This window comes from Skermanella aerolata KACC 11604 (genome assembly GCF_000936425.1).
Classification (GTDB): Bacteria; Pseudomonadota; Alphaproteobacteria; order Azospirillales; family Azospirillaceae; genus Skermanella; species Skermanella aerolata.
The window spans coordinates 95766-111289 of record NZ_AVFK01000018.1; the positions used below are offsets into that span (position 1 = coordinate 95766).

15 protein-coding genes are annotated in these 15524 nt (G+C 63.8%); 3 read left to right on the forward strand and 12 right to left on the reverse strand.

Annotated features, from left to right (window positions below; all coding sequences use genetic code 11):
• Nucleotides 1-7: 7 nt before the first annotated feature.
• On the reverse strand, nt 8-787 hold the full coding sequence (locus tag N826_RS21100; RefSeq protein ID WP_044432072.1) for an SDR family oxidoreductase: 780 nt from the start codon (nt 785-787) through the stop codon (nt 8-10).
• Between the two features lie 4 nt (nt 788-791).
• Nucleotides 792-1634 carry a nucleoside triphosphate pyrophosphohydrolase gene (gene mazG / locus N826_RS21105; protein WP_044432073.1) on the reverse strand — a complete coding sequence of 281 codons (843 nt, stop codon included), beginning with the start codon at nt 1632-1634 and terminating at the stop codon, nt 792-794.
• 214 nt (nt 1635-1848) lie between these two features.
• Between mazG and N826_RS21110 the strand changes: the two genes are divergently transcribed.
• From N826_RS21110 to N826_RS21120, 3 genes are all read left to right on the forward strand, one after another.
• Nucleotides 1849-2538 carry a GntR family transcriptional regulator gene (locus tag N826_RS21110; RefSeq protein ID WP_044432074.1) on the forward strand — a complete coding sequence of 230 codons (690 nt, stop codon included), beginning with the start codon at nt 1849-1851 and terminating at the stop codon, nt 2536-2538.
• 63 nt (nt 2539-2601) lie between these two features.
• Nucleotides 2602-3402 carry a phytanoyl-CoA dioxygenase family protein gene (locus tag N826_RS21115; RefSeq protein WP_044432075.1) on the forward strand — a complete coding sequence of 267 codons (801 nt, stop codon included), beginning with the start codon at nt 2602-2604 and terminating at the stop codon, nt 3400-3402.
• A 3-nt stretch (nt 3403-3405) separates the two neighbouring features.
• Nucleotides 3406-4719, forward strand: coding sequence for an NAD(P)H-dependent oxidoreductase (locus N826_RS21120; protein ID WP_044432076.1), 1314 nt, complete (start codon nt 3406-3408; stop codon nt 4717-4719).
• On the opposite strand, the gene N826_RS21125 is transcribed toward N826_RS21120, so the two are convergent.
• The 10 genes from N826_RS21125 to N826_RS21170 all read right to left on the reverse strand — a co-directional run bounded on the left by N826_RS21125 (nt 4688) and on the right by N826_RS21170 (nt 15479).
• Nucleotides 4688-5473 (reverse strand): MBL fold metallo-hydrolase, encoded by a 786-nt coding sequence (locus N826_RS21125; protein WP_044432077.1) that lies wholly within the window; start codon nt 5471-5473, stop codon nt 4688-4690. The two genes, N826_RS21120 and N826_RS21125, sit on opposite strands and share 32 nt — an antisense overlap.
• Entirely contained in the window at nt 5470-6258 is a 789-nt protein-coding gene (locus N826_RS21130; protein ID WP_044432078.1) for a TatD family hydrolase, read from the reverse strand. The genes N826_RS21125 and N826_RS21130 overlap by 4 nt, the downstream gene beginning before the upstream one ends.
• Before the next feature lie 5 nt (nt 6259-6263).
• Nucleotides 6264-7820 carry a methionine--tRNA ligase gene (metG, locus tag N826_RS21135; RefSeq protein ID WP_044432079.1) on the reverse strand — a complete coding sequence of 519 codons (1557 nt, stop codon included), beginning with the start codon at nt 7818-7820 and terminating at the stop codon, nt 6264-6266.
• A 63-nt stretch (nt 7821-7883) separates the two neighbouring features.
• Complete coding sequence (locus N826_RS21140) at nt 7884-8972, reverse strand: DNA polymerase III subunit delta' (RefSeq protein ID WP_044432080.1); 1089 nt, start codon at nt 8970-8972, stop codon at nt 7884-7886.
• Nucleotides 8969-9598 (reverse strand): dTMP kinase, encoded by a 630-nt coding sequence (gene tmk, locus N826_RS21145; protein WP_044432081.1) that lies wholly within the window; start codon nt 9596-9598, stop codon nt 8969-8971. Before tmk ends, N826_RS21140 begins: the two co-directional genes overlap by 4 nt.
• 3 nt (nt 9599-9601) lie before the next feature.
• Nucleotides 9602-10753: a D-alanyl-D-alanine carboxypeptidase family protein gene (locus N826_RS21150; RefSeq protein ID WP_044432082.1), complete on the reverse strand. Its 1152-nt coding sequence runs from the start codon at nt 10751-10753 to the stop codon at nt 9602-9604.
• Nucleotides 10754-10798: 45 nt separating this feature from the next.
• Complete coding sequence (locus N826_RS21155) at nt 10799-11800, reverse strand: septal ring lytic transglycosylase RlpA family protein (protein ID WP_244619648.1); 1002 nt, start codon at nt 11798-11800, stop codon at nt 10799-10801.
• Nucleotides 11801-11864: 64 nt separating this feature from the next.
• Nucleotides 11865-12668 carry a YdcF family protein gene (locus N826_RS21160; RefSeq protein ID WP_044432084.1) on the reverse strand — a complete coding sequence of 268 codons (804 nt, stop codon included), beginning with the start codon at nt 12666-12668 and terminating at the stop codon, nt 11865-11867.
• Between the two features lie 54 nt (nt 12669-12722).
• The gene (ilvD, locus tag N826_RS21165) at nt 12723-14462 is read right to left on the reverse strand and encodes a dihydroxy-acid dehydratase (RefSeq protein WP_044432085.1); all 1740 of its coding nucleotides are present in this window, start codon (nt 14460-14462) and stop codon (nt 12723-12725) included.
• 171 nt (nt 14463-14633) lie between these two features.
• Nucleotides 14634-15479: a terminase small subunit gene (locus N826_RS21170; RefSeq protein WP_084720977.1), complete on the reverse strand. Its 846-nt coding sequence runs from the start codon at nt 15477-15479 to the stop codon at nt 14634-14636.
• Nucleotides 15480-15524: the final 45 nt, after the last annotated feature.

Below are 15524 nucleotides of genomic sequence, written 5' to 3' on the forward strand. Positions count from 1 at the left end.
TTTCCGGCTATTGCGAGCGGTGGATAGCCAGCGGCCCGAACGCCTGGGTAGTCGGCATGATCTCGACCCGGTTGACGTTGAAGTGAGGGGGCAGGGTGGCGGCCCAGAAAACCGCCTCGGCAACGTCATCGGCGGTCAAGGGGGTCGTATTGGCATAGACCTTCCCGGCCTTTTCGGTATCGCCCTTGAAGCGAACCAGGGAGAAGTCGGTTTCGCACATGCCCGGCTCGACATTGGTCACCCGGACGCCCGTTCCCTGTAGGTCGGCGCGCAGCGCCAGCGAGAACTGTTTGACGAACGCCTTCGATGCGCAATAGACGTGCCCGCCCGGATAAGGGTAGCTGCCCGCGGTCGATCCGATGTTGATGACGTGACCGCGTCCACGTTCGATCATTCCCGGCAACAAAGCGCGGGTCGCGAACACGAGACCCTTGTCGTTGGTGTCGATCATGGTCTCCCAGTCGTCTGGATCGGACTTCTGCGCCGGATCGGCGCCCAATGCCAGACCGGCATTGTTGACCAGGGTTTCGACGGCGGCGAACTCGGTGGGCAGGCTGCCGAACGCTTGATCGATCGCCTTGCGGTCGCGGATATCCAACTCGACCGTGTGGACCTCGGTCTTCAGTTCATCCCTCAGGGCGTTGAGCTTCTCGGTCCGACGGCCGACCAGTACCAGCTTCGATCCCAAGGCCGCAAAGCGGCGGGCGAAGGCGCTGCCGAAGCCGCCGGTAGCTCCCGTGATCATCACAAGCTCAGGCTTATGCGGCACGTTGTTCGAATAGCTCATTGTCTCACTCCTTCTTCTCTTCAACCCGGGTCTCGGTCGCGCCGAGCGCGGTTTCCTCACGCTTGGCTCGCTGCCACAGGGTTTCCATCTCATCCAGGTTCGACTGGTCGGGCGTCCGGCCGTCATCCGCCAGCAGCGCTTCGATCCGGCGGAACCGGCGGTCGAACTTGGCGTTCGTACCGCGCAGAGCGGTTTCCGGATCGATGTCCAGCCGGCGGGCCAGGTTGGTCACCGCGAACAGCACGTCGCCCAATTCATCCTGGAGGCGTGCCTTATCGGAAACCTGAAGTTCAGCACGAAGTTCACCGATTTCCTCCTCGATCTTGTCGAGGATGTCCGGGGTTGCTGCCCAGTCGAAGCCGACCCGAGCAGCACGTTTCTGCAACTTTATAGCTCGGGTGAGGGCAGGGAGGCCGCCGGTGATGCCGTCAAGAACGCTTGGAGGCTTTCCGCCTTCGACGGCTGCCTTGGCCTCGCGTTCCACCGCTTTCTGGTCTTCCCAGCGCAGGACCATCTCGTCGGCGCTATCCACTTTCACATCGCCGAAGACATGAGGATGTCGCCGGATCATCTTGTCGGAGATCGCACCCGCTATGGCATCGAAGTCGAATTCACCAGACTCCCGTGCCATCTGGGCGTAGTAGACGACCTGGAACAGCAGATCGCCCAATTCGTCCTTAAGGGCGGCCATGTCGCCGCTTTCGATCGCATCGGCGACTTCATAAGCTTCCTCGATCGTGTGCGGCGCTATCGTGTGGAAGGTCTGCTCCAAGTCCCAGGGGCAGCCGCCATCAGGATCGCGAAGGCGGGCCATGACCTCGATAAGTCGATCTATATTTCCGGACATAGGGGATGATCTTGCCGCAGCGGATGGGAGACAACGACCTTAGCGGACATGGAAGCGGCTGCAAACCCCAAGCTACAATATCAAAGCTATAATTTATATTATGGAAATTATCAGTGAGATATAACGACATGAGGCTTGACCGGACTGTCTTTTTGCCTCAGGGTTAGTGAATTCGGAATTCCGAATTCACTAACCTTGACCGAGACGTTTCGTCATGATGCCCATAGCCACCCAGCCGGTTCTCATCGATCAGGTCTACCAGCAGCTTGTGGAATCGATTGCCGACGGAAGCCTGCTTCCCGGCAGCCGTATCCGCCAGGAAGAACTTGCCGAATGGCTGGGCGTGTCGCGGCAACCGGTAAGTCATGCGCTTCAACTCCTCAAGCATCAGGGCCTCTTGACCGAAAGCGGCAAACGCGGTCTGACCGTCGCACCGTTGGATGCCGGCAGGATCGTGGATCTGTATCAGGTCCGGACATCCCTGGACGCCCTCGCCGCCCGTCTCGCAGCGCAACGTTGCGCAGCCGGTTCTGCGAATGCGTCCCTGCGGCGTCAACTCGAAGAATCGCTGGAAAACGGAGCGTCGCTGAAACCGGACCGTCCGGCGGCAGTTTTCATCCAGGCGGATGTCGACTTCCATACGACCATCTACCGCCTGTCGGGAAATTCCGCGATCGAAGAAACGGTTGCGGCCCAGTGGCCGCACCTCAAGCGGTCAATGGGTGTGGTTCTCGACAACCCGGATGAGCGTCTTCTGGTCTGGCATGAACATGCGGCCATCGTCCGCTTCATCCTGGCCGGCAATGCGCAGCGTGCCGAATTGGCGGCTCATGATCATACCAGCCGGGCCGGCTCGGAAACGGCGAAGCGCCTCGCGGCCCTGATCAGCAATGAGGCGGCTTGAGAACTCCAAGAATCTGAAAACAAGGGTCGCCAAAGATAGACCCAATTTACGGAGGGGACGACAATGAAACTGACAGCAGAACAGCTCGCGAAGTTCGAAGAAGAAGGCTACATTTTCTTGCCGGAGTGTTTTTCTCCCGAGGAAGTCGAAGTTCTTCGGACCGAAGCCGAGGGTATCTATCATTCCGACCGGAAGGAAGTCTGGCGCGAGAAAAGCGGTGCGCCTCGTACCGCCTTCGCCGCCCACACCTATAACGAAGCATTCCGGATCCTGGGGGCTCACCCACGCCTGATCGAGCCTGTAGAGCAGTTCTTCGGAGAACAGCTTTACATGCATCAGTACAAGATCAACGCCAAGGCCGCGTTCGACGGCGAGGTCTGGCAGTGGCACCAGGATTATGGAACATGGGCCAGGGACGACGGCATGCCGGACCCCCGGGCCATGAACATCTCGGTGTTCATTGACGAGGTCATGCCGATCAACGGGCCGCTGATGCTGATCCCCAGGAGCCACAAGCACGGCACGCTGGCTGCGGGTCACGATAAGCAGACGACGTCGTACCCGCTCTGGACCTTGGAGCATGATACCGTCAGCCGTCTGGTCGATGAAGGCGGCATCGTGGCGCCGACCGGCAAGCCGGGCTCGGTACTGATGTTCCACGGCAATCTGGTCCATGGCTCGGCAGGTAACATAACCCCCTACCCTCGCAAGATCGTTTATCTGACGCTCAACTCGGTGTCGAACTACATCCGCAAGCCAACACGACCAGAATGGATCGCGCATCAGGACTTCGCGCCGATCCAGACCGTTCCGGACGATGCGCTGCTCGACTATGCGCGGTCGCACCGGCTGGCGGCGGAGTAGATCATGAACCTCCACCAACTCCTCAAGGAGCGTCTGGCTGCGGGGCGACCGGTAAAGGTCGCCCTGATCGGCGCCGGCAAGTTTGGTTCCATGTTCCTGTCGCAGGTTCCGACGACTGCCGGCCTGGAAGTCGCCGTGATCGCCGATCTCGATCCCGAGCGGGCGCGAAATGCCTGCCGACAGGTTGGTTGGGACGAGGGCCGGATCGAGCGGACTGAGTTCGTCACCTCCGGTGCCGAAGCCTGCGGTCATCCGGAGGTCGAGGTCGTCATAGAATCGACCGGGTCGCCGGCGGCCGGTATCGCCCATGCCAAGGCGGCGATCGCCGCCGGCAAGCATATCGTCATGGTAAATGTCGAAGCCGATGTATTGGCGGGACCTCTGCTGGCAGAGGAAGCCCGATCCAAAGGCGTCGTCTATTCGATGGCATACGGCGACCAGCCGGCCTTGACGTCCGAGATGGTCGATTGGGCGCGGTCGTGCGGCTTCCAGGTAGTCGCTGCCGGCAAAGGCACCAAGTACCTGCCGCTCTTTCATACCGTCACTCCCGACGACGTCTGGGGCCACTATGGGTTGACCGACGAGGAAGCTCGACAGGGCGGAATGAACGCCCAGATGTTCAACTCCTTCCTTGACGGCACCAAGTCGGCGATCGAGATGGCGGCTATCGCCAATGCCTGCGAGTTGGACGTTCCATCCGACGGATTGCTGTTTCCTCCCTGCGGCGTCGATGATCTTCCCCATATCCTGCGTCCGAAGTCGGTGGGCGGTGTTCTGGAACGCGAGGGAATGGTCGAGGTCGTCTCGTCGCTGGAACGGGATGGACGACCGGTTTTTCGAGACCTCCGCTGGGGCGTCTATGTCGTTCTCAAGGCGCCAAACGATTATGCCAAGGCTTGTTTCAAGCAGTACGGGCTGAAGACCGACGATAGCGGCGTCTATGCAGCGATGTATAAGCCGTATCACCTGATCGGGCTCGAGCTTGGTATTTCGGTGCTTTCCGCGGCTTTGCGACACGAACCGACGGGTCAAACGCGCAGCTTCCGGGGCGATGTGGCGTCCGTCGCCAAGCGGCAGTTGAAGGCCGGAGAGATGCTGGATGGCGAGGGTGGCTATACGGTCTGGGGCAAGCTGGTCTCCGCCGACCAGAGCCTAAAGATGGGCATCCTGCCGATCGGGCTTGCTCACAAAGTAAAGTTGCGAAACGACGTTCCGGCAGGACAAGCCGTGACGTGGTCGGACATCGAGATCCCGAACGACAGCGAGGCTGTCCGGGTTCGCCAAGCTATGGAGCAGCGGTTCCAGCCATCTCGATGACCAGCCCGTCATAGGCCGGCTCGACCCCCGGCGGCAACAGCCGCATGACGTTGTCGTAGTCCATGGTCTGGTTCATGTGGGTCAGGTAAGCCCGGCGCGGCCTGACCCGCTTGATCCATTCTAAAGTGGTTTCCAGATGTGCGTGGACGGGATGCGGCGGCGCGATCCTGGCGCAGTCGACGATCCAGGTATCGACCCCTTCCAGCGCGCCGAATGCGGCTTCGTCCAGCCTGACGACATCGGTCGAATAGGCGAAATCTCCGAACCGGAAGCCGAGGGACTTCATCCAGCCGTGGTCCTGTTCGAACGGCAGGATCTCCATCCCCCCGATGCTGAACGGACCGTCGATCTCGTGGATCGTCAGCATCGGTTTATAGAAGAATGCGCCCGGCTTGATCGGCGTGAAGCAGTAGCCGAACCTATGCATCAGGTCGTCGAGGGTGCCGCGGTCGGCATAGGCGTCCAGCGGCCTGCCCATGGCAATGTTGATGCCGCGCAGGTCGTCCATTCCATGGGTATGGTCGGCATGGGAGTGGGTGTAGACGACTGCGCTCAGCCAAGTGACTCCTGCCGCGATCAACTGCTCGCGGACATCGGGGCCGCTATCCACCAGGACTCGGACGCCGCGATCCTCGACCAGAATCGACGGACGTCTGCGCCGGTTCTTTGGATTCGCGGGATCGCAGGCTCCCCAGTCGCCGCCGATCAGCGGAACGCCGGCGGAACCGCCGGAGCCGAGAACCGTGATCCTCATGACGTCGGTGCCGGCATCCGGTTGAAGAGCCGGAAGAAGTTTTCCGTCGTCCGAGCCGCCAGTTCCTCGACCGGGATGCCCTTGACCTCCGCGACCACGGCGGCCGTATGAGCGACGAAGGCCGGTTCGTTGCGCTTGCCACGTTTCGGCATCGGTGCGAGGAAGGGCGCGTCCGTTTCGACCAGGATCCGGTCCAGTGGAACCGAACGTACGATGTCGCGCAGTTCCTCGGACTTCCGGAAAGTTACGATGCCGGACAGGGATATGTAGAAGCCGAACTCCAGGGCCTGCTCCGCCAGTTCCCGGCCGGAGCTGAAGCAGTGCAGGACTCCGCGCAAGCCCTGCCCTGCCCCTTCCTCCTTAAGGATTCTGGCGGTGTCCGAATCCGCGTCGCGGGTATGGACGATGATCGGCAGGTCGGTTTCCCGGCAGGCCTGGGCGTGGATTCGAAAACCCGCTTCCTGGATGTCGCGCGGGCTGTTGTCGTAGAAGTAGTCCAGCCCGGTTTCACCGATGCCCACAACCTTCGGATGAGTCGAGAGTTCGACAAGCTTTCCGACCGAGGTAACGGACTGCTCCTCCGCCGCCTGGTGCGGATGGACGCCGACGGTGCAGTAGACTTCCTCGTAGGCTTCGGCGATTTCGCGAATCTGGTCGAACCGGCTGATGCGGGTGGAGATCGTGACCATCCGGCCGACCCCTGCCCGCTTCGCCCGCGCCACGATCTCGTCCCGTTCCTCGGCGAAGTCCGGAAAATCCAGATGGCAGTGACTGTCGATCAGCATCGCACTCAGTTTCCCGCTTCCTCGACGAACCGGGGGAACACGCCCTGCGGCGGCGGCAGGGGCGTGCCGGACGCGAGCGCCTGTCCCTCGGCCAGACGGTCGAAGCCGCGTTCGTCCTGCGGCACGGCGAGCTGATCCAGGATCTTGGCCGACGCATCGGGCATCAGCGGCTGGGTCAGGATGGCAAGCCGGCGGATCGTCTCGGCCAGCACATACAGCACCGTTCCCATGCGGGCCGGATCGGTCTTGCGCAGAGCCCAGGGGGCCTGCTCGTCGACGTAACGGTTGGCGTCGCCGATGACGGCCCAGAGCGCCTCGATCGCCTTATGGAAAGCCTGCACCGACAACTCCCGTCGAACGGTTTCAAGCAGCGCCGCAGAGGCTCCCAGCAGCTTGCCGTCGGCATCGCTGAACTCGCCATGCTGAGGCACGCTGGCGCCACAGTTCTTCTGGATCATCGACAGCACGCGCTGGACAAGGTTCCCGTAGTCGTTGGCAAGGTCGCCGTTCAGGCGGTTGACCATGGCGCGCCTGGAGAAGTCGCCGTCGTTGCCGAACGGTACTTCCCGCAGCAGGAAGTAGCGGGTCGGGTCGAGACCGTAGGTCGAGACCAGAGCATCCGGAGCCACCACGTTGCCCAGCGACTTCGACATCTTCTGGCCTTCGATGGTCCACCAGCCATGGGCGAACACGCGCTTCGGCGGCTCCAGGTCGGCCGCCATCAGGAAGGCCGGCCAGTAGACGGCGTGGAAGCGCAGGATGTCCTTGCCGACCATGTGCAGGTCGGCCGGCCAGTACTTGCCGTAGTCGCTGTCGGGCGCCGTGTTGGGATATCCGACGGCGGTGATGTAGTTGGTCAGCGCGTCGAGCCAGACATACATGATGTGCTGCTCGTCGCCCGGAACCGGCACGCCCCAGTCGAAGGTCGTGCGGCTGACCGACAGGTCGCGCAGGCCCGACTTGACGAAGGCCATGACTTCGTTGCGCTTGCCCGGCGGCAGGATGAAATCCGGGTTGTCCTCGTAGAACTTGATCAGCCGGTCCTGCCACGCCGAGAGGCGGAAGAAGTAGCTGGGCTCCTCGACCCATTCGCACTCGGCACCGGTTGGCGCCAGCTTCTTACCGCTCGGAGTCGTGGTCAGCTCGTCCTCGCCATAGAAAGCCTCGTCGCGGACGGCGTACCAGCCGGCATAGGAGCCGAGATAGATCTCCCCCTTGTCGGCCAGCTTGCGCCACAGCGCCTGGCACGCCTCGATATGGCGCGGTTCGGTCGTGCGGATGAAATCGTCGTTGGAGTAGTTCATCGCGGCCGCCAGGTCGCGGAAGTTCTGCGAAACCCGGTCGGTGAAGGTCTGCGGGTCGATGCCGGCCAGCTTGGCCGATTTCTCGACCTTCTGGCCGTGCTCGTCGGTGCCGGTCAGGAACTTCACGTCGTAGCCGTCGAGGCGCATGAAGCGGGCCAGGACATCGCACGCCAAGGTCGTGTAAGCGTGGCCGATATGGGGTACGTCGTTGACGTAGTAAATCGGCGTCGTGATGTAATAGGGCTTTGACCCGGCCATTCGGCTCTCCTGCGCGGCGTGTCGTCTTTTATATTGTACGGCTATATATAGTACCGCTCCGCATCAGGCGGAGGCGGCAGCCTCCACCGTCTGCAAGGCATTCAGAATGACCTGTTTTCGATCGAGATTGGCGCTTTCGGCCCGTGCGAAAAGGCGGTTGACCTTTTCCCACACCTCAACCCACCGATCAAGGCCGCGATCCCCGGCAAGCCGGGACATCAGGGCTGCCTCGCCGGGTACCACTTCGGGCGGCAGCGCTTCGCGAGCGAGCGAGCGTGCGAAGCGGGCGAGCCACCATACCAGCAGATCCGTCACCGCGTAGTATGCGGTATCGGAACCCTTGCGCGCCAGCTTGTCGCCAAGCCCATGCGCCGCCACCAGATCGAGCTTGGGCAGGGTGCCGAGCAAACCCATCAGGTCGCGGTACAGCGTCAGCCCACCCGCGGAGGCAAGGTCTAGTGCGCGGCCGATGCTGCCTTCGGCGAGACGCGCCAGCGCCGCCCGGTCGGCGTCCGGCAGATCGGGATGATGCCGTCCCAGCAGATCGCTTACGACATCCTCGGGTAGAGGCGGCAGCAGCAGCTTGCGGCAGCGCGACCGGATCGTCGGGAGCAACCCGCCGGGATTCTCAGTCACGACGAGAAGTACGGTGCGCGCCGGCGGTTCTTCCAGGATCTTCAGGATTGCGTTCTGACCGCTGGTATTGAGCCGGTCGGCGCCGTCCACGATAACCACCCGCCAGCCGCCTTCGGCTGCGGTCAGGTGAAGGAACGGCGCTATCCGGCGCACCTGATCGACCGGAATGTCGGTCTTCAGCCGGCCTTTCTTGTCATCGAACGGCCGTTCGATGGTCAGCAGGTCGGCATGCCCGTTGGATGCTATCCGCGTGAAAACCGGATGCGTCGGGGCGACGTAGAGGCTCTCGGCGGGCGGCGGATCGCCGAACAGGCCGCCGGTCTGCTCGATGCCGTTGGCCAGGACGAAGCGGGCGAAGCGGAAGGCAAGGGTCGCCTTGCCGATGCCGGGAATGCCGCCGATCAGCCAGGCATGCGGCAATCGGCCGGAGTTCCAGGCGTCCAGCAGCACCTGTTCGGCGGCGTGATGGGCGAGCAGGTCCGGGTTATGGCGCGGATCGGGGAATTCAGCATTCATGCGAGCAGGCGGTCGGCGACGGCTTTCAGGATGGTGGCATGGACCTCGTCGACGCTGCCGGACGCATCGATGACGACGCAGCGCTGCGGCTCACGACCGGCTATCTCCAGGAAGCCGTCGCGCAGGCGTCGATGGAAAGACAGGTCCATCCGTTCGTAGCGGTCCTCGCCGTCGTGCCGGGCATGGGCACGGGTGACGCCGGCTTCCGGCGGGATGTCGAGGATCAGGGTCAGGTCCGGAGCGAAACCGCCGACGGCGACTTCGTAGAGGCGTTCGATCGGTTCGCGGCCGAGGCCGTGGCCGTAGCCCTGATAGGCCATAGTGCTGTCGGCGAAGCGGTCGGATACGACCCAGCGGCCGGCGTCCAGCGCCGGCCAGACCGTCCGCGCCAGATGGTCGCGCCGGGCCGCGAAGTGGAGCAGCGCTTCGGTTACCCCATCCCAGCGGCCGGGATCGCCGGAAACCAGAAGCTTGCGGATCTCCTCGGCACCTGTGGCGCCCCCCGGCTCGCGGGTGGCGAGCACGTCCCGCCCCTGCCCGGCCAAGGCTGCGGCCAGCAAGCGTACCTGGGTACTCTTGCCGGCGCCTTCGCCGCCTTCGAAGGTTATGAAGCGTCCGCGCGTCACCGGTCAGCTACCCGAGCCTGAAACGAGATGCATGGCGGCGGCGCCGATGCGGCCGATGAAGCCGAGCCGCTCGACGTCCTGCCCCGCGACCAGCGGCACTTCGCGCTTGCTGAAGCCCGGCGCTTCCATGACGACCTTGCCGAGCCTGGTGCCCTTGGCGACAGGCGCCGGCACCGGCTCCTCCAGCACGACCGAAACCTTGAGGTTCTTGCGTTCGTCTCGGTTCATCGTGACGCGAAGGTCGTCCTCGACCACCAGCGGGACCGTGCCGGCGGCGCCCATCCAGACGGCGGCCTGCTCGACCGGCTCACCTTTTTTGAAGAGTGCGTAGGATTCGAACTCGCGGAAGCCCCACTCGATGATGCGGGCGGACTCGTCTGCGCGGGCCTGCATGCTCGGCAGGCCGTTGACCACCAGGATCAGGCGGCGGCCGTTGCGCTCGGCCGAAGCCGTGAGGCCATAGCCGGCGGTTTCGGTATGGCCGGTCTTCATCCCGTCGACGTTCATGTTGCGGTAGAGCAGTGGGTTGCGGTTGCCCTGCTTGATGCCGTGATAGGTGAACTCGGTCTGGGAGTAGTAGTGGTAGAACTCGGGATATTCCTTGATCAGGTGCTCCGCCAGCAAAGCCAGATCGTAGCAGGTCGAGTAGTGGTTGTCGTCCGGCCAGCCGGTCGCGTTCTTGAAGTTGCTGTCCGCCATGCCAAGCTCGCGGGCACGCTTGGTCATTTCCTCCGCGAACCGCTCCTCCGAGCCCGACAGCCCCTCGGCGAGGACGACCGAGGCGTCGTTGCCGGACTGGATGATCACGCCCTTGATCAGGTCTTCCACCTTGATCTGCGCGTTGAGCTCCGTGAACATCTTGGAGCCCTGCATACGCCAGGCACGCTCGCTGACCGGCATGGTGTCGTCCAGCGACAGCCGGCCCGCCTTGATCCGCTCGAAGACCATGTACATCGTCATGATCTTGCTCATCGACGATGTCGCCATGCGTTGATGGGCGTTCTTCTCGAACAGGGTGGTGCCGGTCGACATATCGATCAGAACAGCCTGTTTCGCGATGGTGTCGAGCGACGCGGCCGACGTGGCGGACGCGATGCAGGAGATCATGATCCCGGCGATCCAGGCGATCGATTTGCGCGGATGGGCGACGGACATCTGTTTTTGCTACCCTCTGTTTCCTGATTCTGACGCGGATCCGGTTCAGTCCACGATGACGCGGGCACCGTTGTTGCCGGCTTCGATGACCTGATTGAGGATCGAGTCGGCAGCCTCGACGCTCGAAAGCGGACCGATTCGAACCCGGAAATACTGTGTATTGCCGACTATGGTCGGATCGATCCGGGTAGTGCCGAGGTCCGACAAGCGGGCACGCAGCCTGTTGGCATTGTCATACACCGTGAAGGCCCCGGCCTGCACGTACAACCTGCCGTTCGACCTGACCGGAGTGTCGGCGACGACGGCGGCCGGCAGGAACCTTCCGTCGACGGTGGCGCCCGCCACGGTCTGCGACGGATCGAACGCCGGCCGCTCCGCGACCTGCCGCGCCACCGGCGACGCACCCTCGATCTGGACCGCGGCGCGGGGCGCCGCAACCGGCTTGGGCGCGCCGTCGGGCGAAATGTCGGCGACGCTGACGCCCGCCTGACCGGCACGGGCCGCCGCGGCTATGGCGCGGCTTTCCTCCGGCAGGATCGCGACCCTCACCTTGGCGCTGCCCTGCCCTTCGAAACCCAGCAACTGCGCGCTTCGGCGGGACAGATCGACGATCCGGCCCGGAACGAAGGGACCGCGGTCGTTGATCCGGACGATGATCGAGCGGCCGTTCTCCAGGTTGGTCACCCGGACGAGGCTGGGCAACGGCAGGGTCTTGTGGGCGCCGGTCAGCTCGTTCTGGTCGAAGGTCTCGCCGTTGGCCGTGGTTTCGGCATGGAAGCCCGGACCGTACCAGGAGGCAAGACCAGTCTCGTCATAGCCGAAGTCTTCCTTGGGATAGTACCAGACGCCCTTGACCTGATACGGTTCCCCGATCTTAAAGCCGCCGACTGCACGCGCCTGACCCTGGACGGCCGACTTCTGCCCTTGCTTGGTTTCAGCACACCCGGAGAGCGCCAGAAGGGCCACGGCGATCAGCAGACCCCTTGCCATCCTGCCCGCACCCGACCGGCCGGCGACTGAATCCTTGGCCATAGCTTTACCGGCCATCCTGACTTCCCTCTAAAGGCGGAGCGAAACTACCTCATATACTCATAACCTCCAACAAAAATGGTTAATCGTTTCGTACAGGTCCGGGAAACCATGAGTCCGTGCGGTCCATCAGCCGGTAGGCCGCCAACCCGACCCATTCCCGCAGGCTTTCGTTGAGGGCATCCAGACCGTAGAGCAGATCGGGACTCCAGGTCAGCGAACCCGCCGTCCGGTAATCCACAGGATAGGCGGTGACGGGCCATTCGGCGTGGCGGAAGATGCCGACCGAACGCGGCATATGGGCGGCCGACGTGATCAGAAGCCAGGTCTCACCCGGGGCCGGGTCGGCCAGCGGGCGGCTGAAGAGCGCGTTCTCATAGGTATTGCGCGACTCGCGCTCGAAGACGATGCGCGACGTGTCGAACCCCAAGCCATCCAGTACGGTCCGGATCACGTCCGCCTCGCGCAGGTCGCCGGCGAAGACGTAGCCGGATCCGCCGGTGAAGATCAGCTTGGCTTCCGGATAGCGGCGCGCCAGAGCGACGAACTCCGTGATCCTTTCGCCAGCGCTGTTGAGGACGGGCTGTCCCCGGTCCGCCGACATCTCGGTATTGACGGAGCCGCCGAGCAGGACGATGCCGTCGATCCGGCCGGGCAGTTCAGGCTGGGGAAAACGGTCCTCCAGGGGGCGGAGCGTCATCTGTCCGACCGGTAGCAGGGTCAGGGCCGCCACTAGCAGCACGGAAGCCATGACCAGCTTTTTTCCCAGGCGCTGGAAAGGCGGGCGGCGCGTGGCCTGGAACATCAGCCCCAGGATCAGCATCAGGGCAAGCAGGTTGCCGGGGCGGACGAGCGCCCACCCCAGCTTCGACAGGACGAAGATCATGATGCGGGGCGCCTGACCTGTTCAAGCTGGAGTGGGGCGGGCGCACCGATACGATCAGATGTCGGCGTAGCAGTGGGTTTCCGCCGCCCCGCCGGGATGGGTAACCGCCCCCCTCTCCGCATCGCCGACGGTCTGGGCGTATTTCCAGAGAGCGCCGGACTGGAAGTCGTGACGGCGGGCGGTCCAGGCCTTGCGGCGTTCGGCCAGTTCGTCGTCCGACAGTCCGACCGAGATGGTGCCGGCGTCGGCATCGATCGTGATGATGTCGCCGTCCTTCAGCAGGCCGATCGGACCCCCGACCGCCGCTTCCGGACCGACATGGCCGATGCAGAAACCGCGAGTGGCACCGGAGAACCGGCCGTCGGTGATCAATGCCACCTTGTCGCCCATGCCCTGGCCGTAGATGGCCGAGGTGGTGGACAGCATCTCGCGCATGCCGGGACCGCCGCGCGGTCCTTCGTAGCGGATGACGATCACTTCGCCTTCCTTGTAGTCGCGGCGCTCGACGGCGGCGAAGGCGTCCTCCTCGCAGTCGAACACGCGGGCCGGACCGGAGAACTGGAGCTTCTTCATGCCGGCCACCTTGACGATGGCGCCGCCCGGAGCGAGGTTGCCGCGCAGTCCGACAACGCCGCCGGTCGGGGTGATCGGGTCGCTGGTCGGGCGGATCACGTCCTGGTCGGTCGGGAACACGACGTCGGCGAGGTTCTCGGCGATCGTCTTGCCGGTGACCGTCATGCAGTCGCCGTGGAGGTAGCCGCCGTCGAGCAGGGCTTTCATCAGGACCGGGACGCCGCCGATCTCGAACAGGTCCTTGGCGACGTAGCGTCCGCCCGGCTTGAGGTCGGCGATATAGGGAGTGCGCTTGAACACTTCGGCGACATCGTGCAGGTCGAATTCGATCCCGCATTCATGCGCGATGGCGGGCAGGTGCAGGCCGGCGTTGGTCGAACCGCCGGAGGCAGCCACGACGACGCAGGCGTTTTCCAGCGCCTTGCGGGTTACGATGTCGCGAGGGCGGATGTTGCGCCGGATCAGCTCCATGACGGCGCGGCCTGACGCCTCGGCATAGGCATCGCGGCTCTCATAGGGAGCCGGAGCGCCGGCGGAGCCGGGGAGAGCCAGACCCATCGCTTCGGAGACGCAGGCCATCGTGTTGGCGGTGAACTGGCCGCCGCAGGAGCCGGCGGACGGACAGGCGACGCATTCCAGTTCGTGCAGGTCCTCGTTGCTCATCTTGCCGGCGCTGTGGGCACCGACCGCCTCGAACACGTCCTGGACCGTGACGTCCTTGCCCTTGTAGCGGCCCGGCAGGATCGAACCGCCATACATGAAGACGCTGGGGACGTTGAGCCGGACCATCGCCATCATCATGCCGGGCAGCGACTTGTCGCAGCCGGCCAGCCCGACCAGACCGTCGTAGCAGTGTCCGCGCATCGTCACTTCGACCGAATCCGCGATGATCTCACGGCTGACCAGAGACGACTTCATGCCGGCATGGCCCATGGCGATGCCGTCGGTGACGGTGATGGTGGTGAACTCGCGCGGGGTGCCGGCCTCCGCCTTGACGCCGATCTTGACGGCCTGGGCCTGGCGGTTGAGCGAGATGTTGCAGGGGGCCGCCTCGTTCCAGCAGGTCGCGACACCGATGAACGGCTGCGCGATCTCCTCCTCGGTCATTCCCATGGCGTAGTAATAGGAGCGGTGCGGTGCCCGCTCCGGTCCAACGGAGACATGCCGGCTCGGCAGATTGGACTTGTCCCAGGTGGTTGTTTTCTTGTCGCCGTAGGGCATGGCCGACTCCCTCTTGTTGCTTTCAGGTCCCCGTGGGGCTGCATTTCTTGCGTCGAAACATAGCGCCGTGTTCCGGCAAAGCCCAGTCCGGTTTGCGGTCCGGATGGGAGGGAAGCGGCTGCCGCATGGATCCCGGGGCGCAGCACCCCCTGTAACAGGACGCGGATGTCATCAAACGTCATCACTGCGGGCCGGCCCCTCGCCGCCGGCCTGGAGGGAGGGTGGAACTCTGGCTGACGGCCAGAGGTCCTTTGGCAGCAACCGGTCGTTCTCGTCGAAATAGGCCAGAGCGTCGCTCGGGTCATCTATTCGGCCGGATAGCTCCGGGTGAAGGGTCAACAGGTGTTCGCAACAGAAGATCCGCCGCCTGACGGCGGCGCGGTTGGCTTCAAGGGCGGCGGCACGCTGAACGGACCGGTCCGTGGAGCGGGGATGCGTCAGTTCGGGCGCTGGCGAGGCATCGACTGGCGATGGCGCTTCCGGAGGCATCGGCGGTTCGAAAACCGTATCCGATTCGGCGTCCGGGACAGGAGCCTGCGCGGTGACGCCTTCGCCTTGTTCGGCCGCCTGCCCGGCTTCCTCTTCCGCTTCGCCGGCCCTGGGCTCTTGCAGCCGCATTTCCTCCATTGCCGTTTCGAGGCCGCTGGATCGCTTGGCAGCAGTCGGCACAAGGCCGCGCAGGCGGGCGATCATGGCGATGGCGCGAAGGGCGGCGAAGTCGTTCTGCCGTCCCATGCTGTCGATCATGACGCGCTTGAGGACCGCCACCAGTTCGTCCAGTTCGTCTTGCCGCTGATCTTCGCGGGCAAGGGCAAGATGGGCCGCCCGTGCCGCGATGTGCGGCTCCTTCATCAGGCGCGATCCTGTCTGGCGCGCGCTGTCCCAGGCATAGCCCGCCAGCCGCGCCGCTTCGGTCAGGCTGCGGCCGGCGGCCACGTGCCTTGCAAAAGCTTCTTGCCGGCGCGGGAGGTGGACGTGACAAGGGGATTCGGCTGAAGCTTCAGCAGACTGGGGCATGGCGGCGCTTTCCGGGACGTTGATGAAAGGATTATTATCCTTTTT

Excerpts from the sequence above, each read along its gene's own strand:
- N826_RS21100 (WP_044432072.1), bottom strand. The coding sequence starts at position 787 with ATGAGCTATTCGAACAACGTGCCGCATAAGCCTGAGCTTGTGATGATC.
- mazG (WP_044432073.1), bottom strand. The coding sequence starts at position 1,634 with ATGTCCGGAAATATAGATCGACTTATCGAGGTCATGGCCCGCCTTCGC.
- N826_RS21110 (WP_044432074.1), top strand. The coding sequence starts at position 1,849 with ATGATGCCCATAGCCACCCAGCCGGTTCTCATCGATCAGGTCTACCAG.
- N826_RS21115 (WP_044432075.1), top strand. The coding sequence starts at position 2,602 with ATGAAACTGACAGCAGAACAGCTCGCGAAGTTCGAAGAAGAAGGCTAC.
- N826_RS21120 (WP_044432076.1), top strand. The coding sequence starts at position 3,406 with ATGAACCTCCACCAACTCCTCAAGGAGCGTCTGGCTGCGGGGCGACCG.
- N826_RS21125 (WP_044432077.1), bottom strand. The coding sequence starts at position 5,473 with ATGAGGATCACGGTTCTCGGCTCCGGCGGTTCCGCCGGCGTTCCGCTG.
- N826_RS21130 (WP_044432078.1), bottom strand. The coding sequence starts at position 6,258 with ATGCTGATCGACAGTCACTGCCATCTGGATTTTCCGGACTTCGCCGAG.
- metG (WP_044432079.1), bottom strand. The coding sequence starts at position 7,820 with ATGGCCGGGTCAAAGCCCTATTACATCACGACGCCGATTTACTACGTC.
- N826_RS21140 (WP_044432080.1), bottom strand. The coding sequence starts at position 8,972 with ATGAATGCTGAATTCCCCGATCCGCGCCATAACCCGGACCTGCTCGCC.
- N826_RS21150 (WP_044432082.1), bottom strand. The coding sequence starts at position 10,753 with ATGTCCGTCGCCCATCCGCGCAAATCGATCGCCTGGATCGCCGGGATC.
- N826_RS21155 (WP_244619648.1), bottom strand. The coding sequence starts at position 11,800 with ATGGCCGGTAAAGCTATGGCCAAGGATTCAGTCGCCGGCCGGTCGGGT.
- N826_RS21160 (WP_044432084.1), bottom strand. The coding sequence starts at position 12,668 with ATGATCTTCGTCCTGTCGAAGCTGGGGTGGGCGCTCGTCCGCCCCGGC.
- ilvD (WP_044432085.1), bottom strand. The coding sequence starts at position 14,462 with ATGCCCTACGGCGACAAGAAAACAACCACCTGGGACAAGTCCAATCTG.
- N826_RS21170 (WP_084720977.1), bottom strand. The coding sequence starts at position 15,479 with ATGCCCCAGTCTGCTGAAGCTTCAGCCGAATCCCCTTGTCACGTCCAC.